This is a genomic window from Spirillospora sp. NPDC048819 (genome assembly GCF_040650055.1).
GTDB lineage: Bacteria > Actinomycetota > Actinomycetes > Streptosporangiales > Streptosporangiaceae > Spirillospora.
In genome coordinates this window covers 37,388-51,830 of sequence record NZ_JBEZGN010000007.1, presented here as the reverse complement: position 1 = coordinate 51,830, position 14,443 = coordinate 37,388, and the positions used below count along the sequence as shown (strand labels likewise).

General features: G+C 71.7%; 13 protein-coding genes. 5 read left to right on the top strand and 8 right to left on the bottom strand.

Going from position 1 to position 14,443, the window contains the following annotated elements:
• The first annotated feature begins 145 nt into the window (after window positions 1-145).
• From pdhA to AB0C35_RS12420, 4 genes are all read left to right on the top strand, one after another.
• Window positions 146-1,246: a pyruvate dehydrogenase (acetyl-transferring) E1 component subunit alpha gene (pdhA, locus tag AB0C35_RS12435; protein ID WP_358453838.1), complete on the top strand. Its 1,101-nt coding sequence runs from the start codon at window positions 146-148 to the stop codon at window positions 1,244-1,246.
• A gap of 62 nt (window positions 1,247-1,308) precedes the next feature.
• Window positions 1,309-2,325 carry an alpha-ketoacid dehydrogenase subunit beta gene (locus AB0C35_RS12430; RefSeq protein ID WP_358453835.1) on the top strand — a complete coding sequence of 339 codons (1,017 nt, stop codon included), beginning with the start codon at window positions 1,309-1,311 and terminating at the stop codon, window positions 2,323-2,325.
• The gene (locus tag AB0C35_RS12425; protein WP_358453832.1) at window positions 2,322-3,596 is read left to right on the top strand and encodes a dihydrolipoamide acetyltransferase family protein; all 1,275 of its coding nucleotides are present in this window, start codon (window positions 2,322-2,324) and stop codon (window positions 3,594-3,596) included. The genes AB0C35_RS12430 and AB0C35_RS12425 overlap by 4 nt, the downstream gene beginning before the upstream one ends.
• Before the next feature lie 64 nt (window positions 3,597-3,660).
• A complete protein-coding gene (locus AB0C35_RS12420) occupies window positions 3,661-4,272 on the top strand; it encodes a helix-turn-helix domain-containing protein (protein ID WP_358453829.1) in 612 nt (203 codons plus the stop codon).
• 2 nt (window positions 4,273-4,274) lie between these two features.
• Here AB0C35_RS12420 and AB0C35_RS12415 read toward each other — a convergent pair whose 3' ends face one another.
• The 4 genes from AB0C35_RS12415 to AB0C35_RS12400 all read right to left on the bottom strand — a co-directional run bounded on the left by AB0C35_RS12415 (window position 4,275) and on the right by AB0C35_RS12400 (window position 7,697).
• Window positions 4,275-5,417, bottom strand: coding sequence for a mandelate racemase/muconate lactonizing enzyme family protein (locus AB0C35_RS12415; protein WP_358453827.1), 1,143 nt, complete (start codon window positions 5,415-5,417; stop codon window positions 4,275-4,277).
• A gap of 116 nt (window positions 5,418-5,533) precedes the next feature.
• Window positions 5,534-5,896: a BlaI/MecI/CopY family transcriptional regulator gene (locus tag AB0C35_RS12410; protein WP_358453825.1), complete on the bottom strand. Its 363-nt coding sequence runs from the start codon at window positions 5,894-5,896 to the stop codon at window positions 5,534-5,536.
• A 117-nt stretch (window positions 5,897-6,013) separates the two neighbouring features.
• Window positions 6,014-6,934, bottom strand: coding sequence for a cation diffusion facilitator family transporter (locus AB0C35_RS12405; protein ID WP_358453822.1), 921 nt, complete (start codon window positions 6,932-6,934; stop codon window positions 6,014-6,016).
• 106 nt (window positions 6,935-7,040) lie between these two features.
• Complete coding sequence (locus AB0C35_RS12400) at window positions 7,041-7,697, bottom strand: TetR/AcrR family transcriptional regulator (protein WP_358453820.1); 657 nt, start codon at window positions 7,695-7,697, stop codon at window positions 7,041-7,043.
• Window positions 7,698-7,823: 126 nt separating this feature from the next.
• Between AB0C35_RS12400 and AB0C35_RS12395 the strand changes: the two genes are divergently transcribed.
• The gene (locus AB0C35_RS12395) at window positions 7,824-9,053 is read left to right on the top strand and encodes an NAD(P)/FAD-dependent oxidoreductase (protein WP_358453818.1); all 1,230 of its coding nucleotides are present in this window, start codon (window positions 7,824-7,826) and stop codon (window positions 9,051-9,053) included.
• Between the two features lie 3 nt (window positions 9,054-9,056).
• Here the strand turns inward: AB0C35_RS12395 and AB0C35_RS12390 are convergent, their stop codons facing one another.
• The 4 genes from AB0C35_RS12390 to AB0C35_RS12375 all read right to left on the bottom strand — a co-directional run bounded on the left by AB0C35_RS12390 (window position 9,057) and on the right by AB0C35_RS12375 (window position 14,235).
• Complete coding sequence (locus tag AB0C35_RS12390; protein WP_358453816.1) at window positions 9,057-10,268, bottom strand: cytochrome P450; 1,212 nt, start codon at window positions 10,266-10,268, stop codon at window positions 9,057-9,059.
• Between the two features lie 20 nt (window positions 10,269-10,288).
• Window positions 10,289-11,239, bottom strand: coding sequence for a PDR/VanB family oxidoreductase (locus tag AB0C35_RS12385; RefSeq protein ID WP_358453813.1), 951 nt, complete (start codon window positions 11,237-11,239; stop codon window positions 10,289-10,291).
• A gap of 101 nt (window positions 11,240-11,340) precedes the next feature.
• Window positions 11,341-12,078, bottom strand: a complete 738-nt coding sequence (locus tag AB0C35_RS12380; protein WP_358453810.1) for an IclR family transcriptional regulator — start codon at window positions 12,076-12,078, stop codon at window positions 11,341-11,343.
• Window positions 12,079-12,120: 42 nt separating this feature from the next.
• Window positions 12,121-14,235 (bottom strand): MMPL family transporter, encoded by a 2,115-nt coding sequence (locus tag AB0C35_RS12375; RefSeq protein WP_358453807.1) that lies wholly within the window; start codon window positions 14,233-14,235, stop codon window positions 12,121-12,123.
• Between the last annotated feature and the right edge of the window lie 208 nt (window positions 14,236-14,443).

Here is a 14,443-nt window from a genome sequence, read left to right as displayed (position 1 = left end):
CACCGTCGTCGGCGGACATTCGGCCCTCCTTAGACCCCATCAGTGACTACTTGTCGCATATTGTGCCCGAAGTCTTGAACACATGGTCGTCGCGGCGGACGCTCTCCCTATCAAGCGTCCAGAGAAAGCGAGCGGCGCCATGTCCGTGGCTGCACCTCGGCCGACGGCCGACGATCTGCTTCCCTCGCCCGTCCCGGTGCGCTTCGTCGCCGAGGACGGCACGGCCGTCGAACCGCCCGCCGGATACCCGATGCCGGCGGACGGGGACCTGGTGGAGGCGTACCGCCGGATGGTCCTCGGGCGCCGCTTCGACGGCCAGGCGACCGCGCTGACCAGGCAGGGCCGGCTCGCCGTGTACCCGTCCAGCCGCGGGCAGGAGGCCTGCCAGATCGCGGGCGTCCTCGCGCTGCGGGACGACGACTGGCTGTTCCCGACCTACCGGGACACGGTCGCCCTGATCTCCCGCGGCATCGACCCCGTCGAGGCGCTCACCCTGCTGCGGGGCGGATGGCACTGCGGATACGACCCCGCGGCGACGCACGTCGCGCCCCAGTGCACACCGCTCGCCACCCAGACCGTCCACGCCGTGGGCATGGCCGACGCGCTGCGCCGCAAGGGCGAGGACGGCGTCGTGATGGCCTTCGTCGGCGACGGCGGCACCAGCGAGGGCGACTTCCACGAGGCGCTCAACTACGCGGCCGTCCTCCACGCCCCCGTCGTGTTCTTCGTGCAGAACAACAAGTACGCGATCTCGGTGCCGCTGGCCAAGCAGACCGCCGCTCCCGCCCTCGCCTACAAGGGGATCGGCTACGGCATGCGGTCCGAGCAGGTGGACGGCAACGACCTCGTCGCGGTGCTGTCCGTCCTGACGGCGGCCGTGGAACACGCGCGGAGCGGACTCGGCCCGTTCCTGGTGGAGGCGCACACCTACCGGATGGACGCCCACACCAACGCCGACGACGCCACCCGGTACCGGGAGGCGGGCGAGGTCGAGCAGTGGGAGGCGGCCGATCCCCTCGCCCGCCTGGAGACCCATCTGCGCGACCGGGGCCTGCTCAGCGCGGAGGACGTCGACTCGGCGCACAAGGCGGCCGAGGAGTTCGCCGCGCGCGTCCGCGACGAGATGAACACCGACCCCGAGACGGACCCGTTCGAGCTGTTCGACCACGTCTTCGCCGAACCCACGCCCCAGCTGCGCGAGCAGCGGGCGCTGCTGGCGTCCGAGCTCACCGCCCCGGAGGACTGACATGACCGCGCTGACCGCGCTGACCATGGCGCAGGCAATACCGCCCGCCTCGGAGGACTGACATGACCGCGCTGACCATGGCGCAGGCGCTGAACACCGCGCTGCGGGACGCGCTGCGCGACGACGAGCGCGTGCTCGTCTTCGGTGAGGACGTCGGCCCGCTCGGCGGCGTCTTCCGCATCACCGACGGGCTGACCGCCGAGTTCGGCGAGGACCGGTGCTTCGACACCCCGCTGGCCGAGGCCGGCATCGTGGGCCTCGCCGTCGGCATGGCCATGGGCGGCTTCCGCCCCGTGGTCGAGATGCAGTTCGACGCGTTCGCCTACCCGGCCTTCGAGCAGATCGCTTCGCACGTCGCCAAGTTCCGCAACCGCACCCGCGGCCGGGTGTCGCTGCCGATGGTGATCCGCATCCCCTACGCGGGCGGCATCGGAGGCGTCGAGCACCACTGCGACTCCAGCGAGGCCTACTACGCGCACACTCCGGGACTGAAGGTCGTCACGCCCGCGACCCCGGACGACGCGTACTGGCTGCTCCGCGACGCCGTCACCGACCCCGACCCGGTGATCTTCATGGAGCCCAAGCGGCTGTACTGGTCCAAGGACGAGGTCACGCCCGCCGGCCGGCGGCCCGCGGGGTTCGGGCGGACCGCGATACGGCGGGAGGGACACGACGCGACGCTGGTCGCCTACGGACCGTCCGTCCCGGTGGCCCTCCAGGCGGCCGAGGCCGCCGCCCAGGACGGCATCGCCCTGGAGGTCGTCGATCTGCGCACGGTCGTCCCCTTCGACGACGAGACCGTCGTGGCCTCGGTGCGCAAGACGGGCCGCTGCGTGGTCGTCCAGGAGGCGCAGGGGTTCGCCGGGGTGGGCGCGGAGATCGCGGCGCGCGTGCAGGAACGCTGCTTCCACTCGCTGGCCGCCCCGGTGCTGCGCGTCACCGGCTTCGACATCCCCTACCCGCCGCCGAAACTGGAGCACTCGCACCTCCCGGACGCCGACCGGATCCTCGACGCGGTCGACCGGCTCCAGTTCGACGACGAGCCCGACGTCCTCCACCTGGCACGGGAGCGATCATGACGACCGCCCTCTCGCGGCAGGTGTTCCGGCTGCCCGACCTCGGCGAGGGCCTGACCGAGGCCGAGATCGTCGAATGGAAGGTCGCCGCCGGCGACACGGTCGAGATCGACCAGATCGTGGTCGAGGTCGAGACCGCCAAAGCGGCCGTGGAGGTACCCGTCCCCTACGCCGGGACGGTGCTGACCCTCCACGCGGAACCCGGCACGGTCCTCGCGGTCGGCGAACCACTCATCGACGTCGGCCCCGCGGACGAACCCCCCGCAGAGGAACCCCCTGCGGAGGAGCCGGCCGCAGCCCGCTACCGCGAGGAGGAACGCGCGGGCTCCGGCAACGTCCTGATCGGCTACGGCACCGGCCACACGCCCACCAAGCGGAGACGACAGCAGAACCGGAAGCCGCAGGCCCCCCGCGTGATCTCCCCGCTCGTCCGCAGGCTCGCCCGCGAGAACGACCTCGATCTCACCGCCATCAGCCCCACCGGACCGCACGGGGTGATCCTCCGCCGCGACGTCGAACAGGCCGTCACCGGCAAGGCGCCCGAGAAGCCCGCGCCGGCCGATCAGCGTCAGCCGTCCGAGACGACCGAGCGAATCCCGCTGCGCGGCCTGCGCCGGGCGGTGGCCGACAAGCTGACCCGCAGCCGCAGCGAGATCCCCGACGCGACGACCTGGGTGGACGTCGACGCCACCGGCCTGCTCGCGATGAAGGACGACCTGCGGCGGGCCCGCCCGGACCTCGGCGTCGGCCTCCTCGCCCTCCTGGCCCGCATCTGCGTGTCCGGGCTGCGCCAGTTCCCCGAGCTGAACTCCTCGGTCGACACCGGCCGCGCCGAGATCGTCCGGTACGGCCACATCAACCTGGGTTTCGCCGCGCAGACCGACCGCGGCCTCGTCGTACCGGTCGTCCGGGACGCGCACCAGAAGACGACCGCGCAGCTCGCCGCCGAACTGACCCGGCTCACCGGACTCGCGCGCTCGGGCGCGCTGCCACCCGAGTCCCTGACCGGAGGCACGTTCACGCTCAACAACTACGGCGTCTTCGGCGTGGACGGATCCACCCCCATCATCAACCACCCCGAGGCCGCGCTCCTCGGGGTCGGCCGGATCATCGACCGCCCCTGGGTCGTCGACGGCACGGTCACCCCCCGAAAGATCACCCAGCTCTCCCTCACCTTCGACCACCGGGTCTGCGACGGCGGCACCGCCGGCGGCTTCCTCCGCTACGTGGCCGACTGCGTGGAGAACCCATCAATCCTCCTAGCCCACGTATGAGCTATGGGCACGTGACGTCCCCGGGACCGCGCCCGGGTTCGCTCGGTGTGTAGCTTTGCTGTTCATGGGCGTGGTTCCGGCCGGGGATCTGACCGGCAAGGCGCGGTTGCGACGCGCAGCGCTGCACCTGTTCGCACGGGACGGGTTCGACGCGGTGTCGATCCGGGCGGTCGCAGCCGAGGCGGGAGTGTCCTACGCCTTGGTGCGGCATCACTTCCGCTCCAAGGAGGGCCTGCGGGAGGCGGTCGAGGAGCACGTCCTGCGCAGTCTCGGCGAGGCCATGGACGAGCTGGACCGCGACCGTCCGCTGGACGATCTGGTCGCCGCGCTCGGTGCGGTGTCGGCGCAACTGTTCGGCACGGACCCGGACATGCGCGGCTACCTGCGCCGCGTGCTGTCCGACGGGGGTCAGGCCGGGTCTGCGGTGTTCGCCCGCCTGCTGCGGGGCACGCGCCAGGAGCTCGAGCGGCTCCGGTCGACGGGCGCCCTGCGCGCCGACGCCGACGCGGACTGGGCACCCTACCAGGTGCTCTTCCTGATCCTCGGGCCGCTCCTGCTGGAGCCGGTGATCCAGCCGGGGCTGGACGCCGACGCGTTCGATCCGCCGACTCTGGACCGGCGCAGCGCGGCCAACCAGCGGCTCCTGCTGCACGGCCTGTTCTCCACCACCCGCTGACCTCAGCCGAACATGCTCCCGCTGCCGGGCTCGTAGGGGTACCTGGCCCTGGTCTCGCCGGTCAGCTCCACACCGAGTCCGGGCGCGCGTGGCGGGAGCACATACCCGTCGCGGACGTCCAGGGGTTCCACGAGCATGTCGGTCTCCAGCGGATTGCCCATGACCGGACGTTCCAGCATGACGCAGTTGGCCTGGGTGAAACCCAGGTGGTAGTTCGCGGTGATGGTGGGCGCCGCCCCCCAAACGTGCATGGCGACCTGCACGTGGTGGGCGGCGGCGGCCTCGCACGCCCGCCTGGCCTCGCCGATGCCGCCGATGACCGTCGGGTCGGGCTGAGCGATGTCGAACGCGCCCGCCCGCAGCCACTGCTCGAACACGGCCGCGGTGGTGATCCCCTCGCCGCCCGATATCGGGGTGGACGTCCGTCCACGCAGTTCGGCGTAGGGCAGCGGGTCGACGGGAGGCAGGAACTCCTCCGCCCAGGCCAGGTCGTAGGGGGCAAGCGCGTCCAGCAAGCGCAGGACCTGCTTGACCGACCAAGGCCTGGTGTTGAGGCTCTGCACGGCGTCCACCGCGAGGAGCAGGTCAGGGCCCAGTGCCTCGCGCACCAGAGCGACTCGTTCGGCCTCGTTGCCGGGCTGGTACGCGACGGGGTTGGCGCGCATCTTGAATCCCCGGTAGCCGTCCGCCCGCACCTGCACGGCCTGTGCGGCCAGTTGGTCGCGGGTCAGCGTCGGAACTCCGCCGGACGCGTAGAGCGGGAGCCGGTCGTGCACCGCGCCGCCCAGCAGTTCGTGCAGCGGTGCGCCCCGGTACTTGCCGAGCGCGTCCCACAGCGCGCATTCGATGCCCGCCAGCACCATGACCGTCAGGCCCGTCCGCCCGCAGTAGCCCGTCAGCCAACGGCAGTCGCGGAACAGGCGGGCCGGGTCCGTGGCCGCTCGGCCGACGAGGACCTGCTTGTACAGCTCGACGATCCCCGGCACCAGGTCGGGAACGTACACCCCGGCGTACGTCTCGCCGACGCCGACGATGCCCTCGTCCGTCTCCACCTCGACGAACGCCGCGCTGCGCCGGCGCGTGTGCGAGCCCTCGATCCCGTAGGGCGTGGTCAGCAGCACCGTCCGAACGTCTGTGATCTTCACGAACACTCCCTACTGCACTATTGCACAGTAGACTACACAAACGTGCAGCAGTGCTTGAACTCTGATCTCCGTCATTGCGGGGGCGGGAGGGTCGTGGGGAGGGCGGGTGCGTCAGTTCAGTCGTCGTCGCCGGGGCCGTTCAGGATTTCGCGCAGGCGGTGGGCCTCGTCGGTGGACAGGGTCTGGACGAACCGGCTCAGCACATCGCCGGGGTCGCTCGCGTGGCGCAGGTGGTCGTGCATGCGGCCCGCCACGAACTCGGACTCGTCGACGGCGAGCCGGTACAGGTAGTTCCGGCCGGTCCGGGTCCGCGTGACGAGCTTCTTCTCGTGGAGCCGGTGCAGGACGGTGTTGACCGTGGTGTACGCGGGTTTCCCGGCGAGCCGCTCCACCAGCTCCGCCGTCCTGGCCGTGCCGCCGAGCCCGGCCAGTGCCGCGAGCACCTCGGCCTCCAGTTGCCCCAGCGGCCTGCGCGTCATTGGCTTCACCCCGATTGCGAAGACGTCGGGTTCCAGGTGAATGGGCTGCGTGCCATTGGCCTCACCGCGGTTGCGATGACGTCGGGGTCCAGGTGGATGAGCTGCGCGACATTGGCCTCACCCCTGTTTGCGGAGGACGTCGGGTTCGAGGTAGATGAGCCGCGCGATGGGGACGGCCTCGCGGATGCGGGCCTCGGCGTCGTTGATGGCCTCGGCGACCTCGCGGGCGTCGTCCTGAAGGTCGACGGCGACCTTCGCGGCGACGAGCAGTTCGTCCGGCCCGAGGTGCATGGTCCGCATGTGGATCACCGAGGGGACGTCCCGGCTGGCCAGGATCGCCTCCCGGATCAGCCGGACGTGGTCGGCCGTGGCGGACTCGCCGATCAGCAGGCTCTTGACCTCGGTCGCCAGCACGATCGCGATGGCGGTGAGGAGCACGCCGATCGCGGCCGTGCCGATCCCGTCCCAGACGCCGTCGCCGGTGATCAGGGTCAGGCCGACGCCGCCGAGCGCGAACAGGAGGCCGACGAGCGCACCGGTGTCCTCCAGCAGGATCACGGGCAGTTCCGGCGACTTGGAGCGCCGGATGAACTGCACCCAGCCGGCCCTGCCCCGGCTCCGGTTGGACTCCTTGACGGCGGTGCGCAGCGCCGCGCTCTCCAGGGCGATCGCCACGAGCAGCACGACGATCGGCACCCACTGCCATTCGGTGATCGCGTGCGGGTCGCGGATCTTGTGCCAGGCCTCGTAGAGCGCGAACAGCCCGCCCAGGCTGAACAGCACGATCGCCACGATGAACGCATAGATGTAGCGTTCGCGCCCGTACCCGAAGGGATGCTCCTCGGTGGCGTGGCGCGCGGCGCGTTTCCCGCCGATCAGCAGCAGCGCCTGGTTGCTGGAGTCGGCGACCGAGTGGATCGCCTCGGCCAGCATCGACGACGAACCGGTCAGTGCGAACGCCACGAACTTGGTGGCGGCGATCCCCAGGTTCGCGACGAGCGCGGTGACGACGGCCTTCGTACTTCCTTCGGCGCTCACGGACTCCCCCGAATCATCCGCCCGGTGGTGGCGATGTCCCATCGGATGACGGGCTTTAAACGACACTTGTAGCAGATCTGGGCATCCGATGGCCCGTCCTTGCCGATCAGGGCGGGCCGCCGAGCAGGTAGCGCGCCGCCACGTCTGCGAGTTCGGCGGTGAAGGCGGCGTCGCCGGTGGCGGGGGCGGCGAAGCCGGGGCCGTAGGCGACGCGGATCACCAGTGCCGCGAAGGTGGTGTTGAAGCAGGTGCGGGCGGCGTTCGCGGGGTCGGGGTGGGTGATGTCGTCCGCGCGGCTCAGCAGGAGGGACGTGAACTGGTCGCCGAGCATCCGGACGTAGTCCTCGCCGCGCCGCTGCACCTCGGGGTGGACGCCGGAGATCAGGACGACGGCGCCGAGGAACCGCGTGTGGCGGATGAAGATCGCCGCCATTTCGCCGACCGCCTCGCGCACCAGGCGGGCCGCGGGCAGGTGCGACCAGCGGTCCTCGTCGGCGAAGACGGCGTGGTCGGCTCGCACGCGGGCGATCCCGTGCTCGTAGACGGCCAGGAAGAGGGCGTCCTTGGTGTCGGCGCGGGCGTAGATGGCGCGTGGCGCGACGCGGGCGCGTTCGCAGACGGCGGCGATGGTGAACGCCTCGTAGCCGGACTCCTCGATGATCGCGACACCCGCGTCGAGCACGCGGGACCAGGCCTCCCGGCTGCGCCGCTGCCGCGGCGGCCTGATCGACAGGCCGGGGGGCGGGGATTCGCGGGAGCTCATGGGTGCCATTGTGCTGCACCCTCTGACCTGGACGTTTACCTCTCCGCCTCTTGACATCGGTGTGATCCGAGCCTCATCATCCCGTCTAACGTTAGTGCACACTACGGTTTCAGCGAGGAGAGCCCCATGAACGCCGTCTCCGGCAGGCGCGGACGCGTCGTCGTCATCGGCGCCGGCCCCGCGGGCATGGCCACCGCGCTCTCGGTGCACCAGGCCGGTCACGATGTCGCCCTGTTCGAGCGCTACCCGGAGGCACGTCCGGCCGGCAACATCCTCAACCTGTGGCCGCCGCCCATCAAGGCGCTCGGGCTGCTGGGCGTGGACGTCGACGACCTGGGCGCGCCCTGCCACTCGGAGTTCCGCCGGGTCGACGGGCGCAGGCGGGTGGCGGTCAACCTGCCCGAGGACGTCGTCCGCGACTACGGCGGCGGGTTCATCGGGCTGCTGCGTCCGGCGTTGTACGAGCGGCTGCTGGCGGCCCTTCCCGAAGGGGTTCTGCAAGTCAACCGGAACCTGGAGCGGTTCGAGCAGGACGAGTCCGGGGTGCGGCTCCACCTGGCCGACGGCGAGGTCCAGGAGGCGGACGTGCTCGTCGGCGCCGACGGCATCGACTCCATGGTGCGCCGGACGCTGTGGGGCGACGCCCCGAAGCGTGAGCACAACCTGCACATCTTCGGCGGGTTCACCTTCGACGACGTGGACGCCGAGCAGGGACTGTGCATCATCTCCCACGACCGCACCGTCCAGGGCAGCTGGACGTCGATCCGGAACCAGGGCCGTGACGGGTTCCAATGGTGGGTGCTCACCGCGCACGACGGGCGCACCGAGTTCACCGGTGATCTGCATGCCGCCGCGACCGGTTTGGCCCGGGGGTTCGCCGCGCCGCTGCCGCAGCTCATCGCGGCGACGGACCCCGGCAACGTGCAGCGCTGGGTGCTGCGCGACCGCAAGCCGCTCAAGCAGTGGTCCAAGGGACGCGTCACCCTGGTCGGGGACGCCGCCCATTCCACGTCCCCGTACGCGGCGTACGGGGCGGGGATGGCCACCGAGGACGGCTACTTCCTGGGACGGCGGCTCGCCGGCCTGGACCTTTCCGACCACGACGCGGTGCGGGAGGCGCTGCGGGCGTACGAGGAGCCGCGCAGGCCGCACACCGCCCGCCAGTCTCAGCAGGCGTACTTCCTCGGCAAGCTGTTCCACCACGCGCCCCGGCCGCTGCAGACGGTGCGTGATCTCGTCCTGGATCACACGCCGCTGCTGCAGAAGGTCGTCGGCGAGTCGTCCCCCGGCGAGATACTCAAGCAGCTCGCCGAGATCGACAGCGCGGAGAAGGCGTTCACCTCCGCCCGCCGGTGACCGTCACGCCCGGCGGACGTGCACGGGCATGGACGCCCAGGCGCGCAGGGTGTTGTTGAGGTGGCGTTCGGGCTGTCCGGCGAGTTCGATGTGTTCGACCCTGGCCGCCAGGGCGGTGAGGACGGCTTCCGCTTCCAGGCGTGCGACGTGCTGGCCCACGCACTGGTGGAGGCCCATGCCGAAGCCGACGTGGGCGGACGGGTCGCGGGTCAGGTCGAAGGCGTCGGGGTCCGTCCAGCGGCGGGGGTCGCGGTTGGCCGCGCCGAGGAACATGAGGATCTTCTTGCCGTCGGGGATCGTGGTCCCGTCCATGTCGATGTCTCCGTCGGCGGTGCGGAAGAAGGTCTGCACCGGCGATTCCCAGCGGACGGCCTCGTCGAAGGCGACGCGCGCCAGACCCGGTTCGGCGCGGAGCCGTTCCCACTGGCCCGGGTTGGTGGCGAAGGCGTACAGGACGGCGCCCAGGGCGTGGACGGTGGTGTCGACTCCGGCGGTCAGCAGGGAGCGGACGATGAGGGGCGCCTGGTCGTGGGTGATGTCGCCCCTGTCGGCCGCCGCCCAGATCTGGGCCCCGAAGCCGTCCTCGGACAGGCGCTCGCGGACGCATTGGGCGCCGCCCCATCCCGCGAGCTCCGGGACGCGCGGTGCGCCCTTGGTGACCAGTTCGTTGTGCGGGCCGAAGGCGTTGAAGGCGTGGTCGCCGTAGGGCAGGAGGTTCTCCCGTCCTTCTTGCCGGAGCCCGACCGCGTCCGGGAAGACGCGCAGCGGGAACGCCTGGGCCAGCGCGGTCACGGCGTCGAACGACGGCTCCGCCACCACCTGGTCGACGAGTTCCCCGGCGTCGGCGAACCAGGCGTCCCGCAGGCGCCGCAGGGCCCGGGGGCCGAGAACCTTGGACAGGACGGCGCGCGGCGCGTCGTGCAGGGGAGGGTCGGCCTCCAGCAGCAGGCTCGGCGGGCGCCACGGCTTCTCGTAGCGGAAGTTGGCCAGCCCCACCCCGGCGCCGGACTGGAACGACTGCCAGTCGGTCAGCGCGGCGTGGACGTGCTCGTAGCGGGCCAGCGCGTACACGTCGTGGCGGCCCAGGTGCACGACGGGCCCGGCCTCGCGGAGTTCGGCCTGCATGGGCAGGGGGTCCCGGAGGACGTCGGCGGCGAACGGGTCGACGTCGAGGGACACCGGGGCGGACGGCACGGCGGACGGCAGGGTGGTCATCGCAGGTTCCTCCACAACGGTCACAGGTCCAGGACGAGGCGTTCGCCCGCGGCGCGGGACACGCACACGAACATGCAGTCCCCGGCCGCGCGTTCGGCGTCGTCCAGCAGGGAGTCACGGTGATCGGGGACGCCGCCGAGGACGGTCGTCTCGCAGGTGCCGCACAGCCCTTGGCGGCAGGACGACAGCACGGGCACCCCGGCGTCGCCGAGGGCCTGCAGCAGCGACTGGTTCCGGTCGACGGACAGCGTCCGGCCCGAGCGGCGCAGCTCCACCTCGAAGGCGCCGTCGGCGGTGCCGAGGGCCCGCGCGGCGGCGACGAAGCGTTCGGTGCGCAGGTGCCCGGCCGGCCAGGCGGCGCAGCGCCGTTCCACCGCGTCGAGCAGCCCGCCGGGCCCGCAGCAGTACACCTTGGTGCCGGCCGAGGGGTCCGGGAGCCAGGCGTCCAGGTCCAGCAGGCCGTGCTCGTCCTCCGGCATGACGGCGACCTTGCCGCCGTACGGCCGGAGTTCGTCCAGGAACGCCATCGAGGAGCGGGTGCGGCCGCCGTACAGCAGCCGCCATTCGATTCCCAGCAGCTCCGCCTGGACGATCATCGGCAGCAGCGGGGTGATCCCGATGCCGCCGGCGATGAACAGGTAGCGCTCGGCCGGCGCCAGCCGGAAGTTGTTGCGCGGCCCGCCGATGCCGACCGCGTCGCCCTCGCGCAACTCGTCGTGGACGAACGCGGACCCGCCCCGGCCGTCGCGTTCCCGCAGGACGCCGACCCGGTAGGACCGGGCGTCCCAGCGGTCGCCGCACAGCGAGTACTGGCGGGTCAGTCCGCCGGGCAGCACCAGGTCGACGTGCGAGCCGGGCGTCCAGTCGGGCAGCCGGCGGCCGTCGGGGCGCGCCAGCGTCAGCGTCACGACGCCGTCGGCCACCGGCGTCTTGTCCGTCACGCGCAGTCGCACCGCCGCGGCCTGGTCCATCGCCGTACTCCTCGAACTCGTGGGTGAGTCCGAGGATCGGCCGGACGCCGTTCAGCCGACGAGCGCTTTCTCATTGAATGAGCGACTTATCGTGGCGCCGGTCACAGCGCGCGGCTGAGGGCCAGGCCGGTGAGCTGCAGCGGCCGCGCCAGCGCCCACGCGGCACCGTCGTTGGGCACGACGAGCCCCAGCGCGGCGACGACCTGCCCGTCCTGCCGCACCGGGACGGCGATCCCCGTCGCGTCGGGGTGGATGTGCCCGGGGCAGAAGGCGAACCCGCGGCGCCGCACCTCCGCCAGCTCGGTGCGCAGCGTCCGCTCGTCGCCGATGGTGCGCGGCGTGTAGGTCCGCAGCGGCCCCCGGACGATCCGCTCCCGGAACGCGGCGGGCGCATGCGTCAGCAGGACCAGGCCGGACGACGAGGCGTTCAGCGGAAGGCGCCCGCCGACCCGCGTGAAGTTGACGACCGCGTCGGGCGCGGTGAGCCGCTCGACGAACAGCACCTCGTCGCCGTCGAGGACCCCGAGCTGGACGGAATGGCCGACCACCGACTGCAGGTCGCCCATGTACTGCATGGCCGCCTCGCGCAGGCTCTGCATCGGGGAGGCGCGCTCGGCCAGTTCCCACATGCGGGTGCCGATGCGTATCCCGCGCGGTCCGTCACGGGCCAGCAGGCCGTGCCCGACCATCTCGGTCACCAGCCGCGCGGCCGTCGCCGGCGGCAGCATCGCCCTGCGGCCGATCTCCCCCACCGTCAGCACCCGGGACTCGGGGCCGAACGCGTCCAGGATCCGCACCACGCGGGTGAGGACCGACTCTCCGCTGGACGACCTGGCCACGCGCCCATCGTCGCACGCCGCCCCGCCTGGCCTGGGAATCCCTCATCGGCCGACGCGAACGCGCCCCTCGAATTCGCGGACCTGCTTCGCCTCGCGTCCGCGCCGGTACAGGACGCTGGGCCACCACACGATCGGGCCCGCGTCGCGGACGAGGGCGGGCACCAGGAGCGACCGCACGAGAAGGGTGTCCAGCAGGACCCCGAACGCCACGATGAAGGCGATCTGGAGGAGGAACGAGAGCGGGAGGACGACGAGGGCGGCGAAGGTGGCCGCGAGGACCACGCCGGCCGAGGTGATGACGCCGCCGGTCACGGTGAGGCCCCGCAGGACGCCGCTGCGCACGCCGTGCCGCAGCGACTCCTCGCGCGCACGGGTCATCAGGAAGATGTTGTAGTCGACGCCGAGCGCGACCAGAAACACGAACGCGTACAGCACCACCGAGGGGTCCGTGGCGCTGAAGCCGAAGACGTACTGGAAGACGAGCGCGGCGACGCCGAGGGTCGCCAGGTAGCTGAGCACGACGGTGGCGACCAGGAGCACCGGCATCAGCAGCGAGCGGAGCAGGGCGGTCAGGATCACCAGGATGATCGCGAGGACGACGGGGATGATGACGGTGCGGTCGCGGTCCGCCGCGTCCTGGACGTCGATCTGCTGGGCGGTGTAGCCGCCGACGAGCGCGCCCGCGCCGGCGATGCCGTGCAGTTCGCCGCGCAGCCGCTCGACGGTCTGCCGGGCCGCGTCGCTGTCGGCGCCGGCGCTCAACGTGACCTCCACCAGGGCACGGCCGTCCACGACCTGGGGTCGCCCACCCTCCGCGGTGCGCGGGCGGACGCCGGAGACTCCCTCGGTGTTCTGCGCCGCGGAGATCACCGGCCGCAGCTCGGACGCGTCGGTCAGCACGATGGCCGGGTTGCCGGCCCCGCCCGGGAAATGCTCGTCGATGGCGTTCTGCGCCTGGACCGATTGCGCCTCGCCGACGAACGTCTCACTCAGCGGCACGCCGCCCGTGCGCAGCTGGGGCATGAACGCGGCGCCGGCGATCAGCAGGATCAGGCAGCTCGCCCAGATGCGGCGCGGGTGGCGGTCCAGCAGGCCCGCGACGCGCTCCCAGACACCGTGCCGGGCCGAGCCGGGACGGTCGGGGTGCGGCCGTGTGGGCCAGTACGCCGCGCGTCCGAGGAGGACCAGGACCGCGGGCAGGAAGGTGAGCGCGCTCAGCAGAGCGCAGCCGATGCCGATCGCACCGACGGGCCCCAGGGCCCGGTTGCTGGACAGCTCGCTGAGCAGCAGGGCGAGCAGGCCGAACACCACGGTGGAGCCGCTGGCGACGATGGCGCCGGCCGACCGCCGCCACGCGGTCAGCACGGCGGGCAGCGGGTCGGTCTCGCCGGCGAGTTCCTCCCGGAACCGGGCCGACAGCAGGAGGCCGTAGTCGGTGCTGGCACCGATGACCAGGATGAACAGGATGCCCTGCACCTGGCCGCTCACCGTCACGATGTCCTGGTCGGCCAGGAGGTAGGCGATCGCGCTGGCCAGCCCGAGCGCGAACACCGCGCCCATGATGATCACCAGGGGGAGGAGCACGCTGCGGTAGACGAGCAGCAGGATCAGCAGCACCACGCTGACGGCGACGAGCAGGAGCATGGTGTCGATGCCGGCGAAGGATTCGGAGAAGTCCGCCTGGATAGCGACGGGACCGCCCACGTGGACGCCGGTCCCGGGGACTCGCTCCGCTGCTCCACGGATGCGGTCCACGACGTCCGGGGCCTGCTCACCGACGTCGGAGCGGACCTGCACGACGCCGCTCATCGCCGCCCCGTCCCGCGACGGAACGACCGGGGACGGGGTCCCGGTGACGTACGGGACGTCCTGGAGCGAGGCGAGTGCGCGGCCGGCCCCCGCACGCTGGTCAGGCGAGACGCTGCCGTCGCGAGCCTCCCACACGACGATCGCGGGAATCGTGCTGCTCTGCTGGAACGCCGCCTGCCCCTGGAGCACCCGGGTCGATTCGGCGCTGCTGGGCAGGAACGACGACTGCTCGTTGGTGGCGACCTCGCTCAGCTTGCCCGCGTACGGGCCGAGTGCGCCGCCGATGGCCAGCCAGACCAGGACGAGCGCGACCGGAATGATCCACCGGACGGCACGGGGTGCGGACATCCACCGTTCCTAGCGACATCGAGTGCAGCGGGCATGCCCTCGGGGATCTTCCCGCAGCCGCACGACCAAACATCACCGGTCCGGAACGCCCGGATCATGGCGAGAACCCCGATAACCTGGGCTTTCGCCGCCGCCACGTAACAAAGGCGCGTAATCCGCACCAGTACGCAAATGCAAGTTAATGATGCGTTGTGACCGTCTTCACACG

What these genes read in the sequence shown, in the direction of transcription:
- AB0C35_RS12430 (WP_358453835.1), top strand. Translation starts at nt 1,309, where the DNA reads ATGACCGCGCTGACCATGGCGCAGGCGCTGAACACCGCGCTGCGGGAC.
- AB0C35_RS12425 (WP_358453832.1), top strand. Translation starts at nt 2,322, where the DNA reads ATGACGACCGCCCTCTCGCGGCAGGTGTTCCGGCTGCCCGACCTCGGC.
- AB0C35_RS12420 (WP_358453829.1), top strand. Translation starts at nt 3,661, where the DNA reads ATGGGCGTGGTTCCGGCCGGGGATCTGACCGGCAAGGCGCGGTTGCGA.
- AB0C35_RS12410 (WP_358453825.1), bottom strand. Translation starts at nt 5,896, where the DNA reads ATGACGCGCAGGCCGCTGGGGCAACTGGAGGCCGAGGTGCTCGCGGCA.
- AB0C35_RS12400 (WP_358453820.1), bottom strand. Translation starts at nt 7,697, where the DNA reads ATGAGCTCCCGCGAATCCCCGCCCCCCGGCCTGTCGATCAGGCCGCCG.
- AB0C35_RS12395 (WP_358453818.1), top strand. Translation starts at nt 7,824, where the DNA reads ATGAACGCCGTCTCCGGCAGGCGCGGACGCGTCGTCGTCATCGGCGCC.
- AB0C35_RS12390 (WP_358453816.1), bottom strand. Translation starts at nt 10,268, where the DNA reads ATGACCACCCTGCCGTCCGCCGTGCCGTCCGCCCCGGTGTCCCTCGAC.
- AB0C35_RS12385 (WP_358453813.1), bottom strand. Translation starts at nt 11,239, where the DNA reads ATGGACCAGGCCGCGGCGGTGCGACTGCGCGTGACGGACAAGACGCCG.
- AB0C35_RS12375 (WP_358453807.1), bottom strand. Translation starts at nt 14,235, where the DNA reads ATGTCCGCACCCCGTGCCGTCCGGTGGATCATTCCGGTCGCGCTCGTC.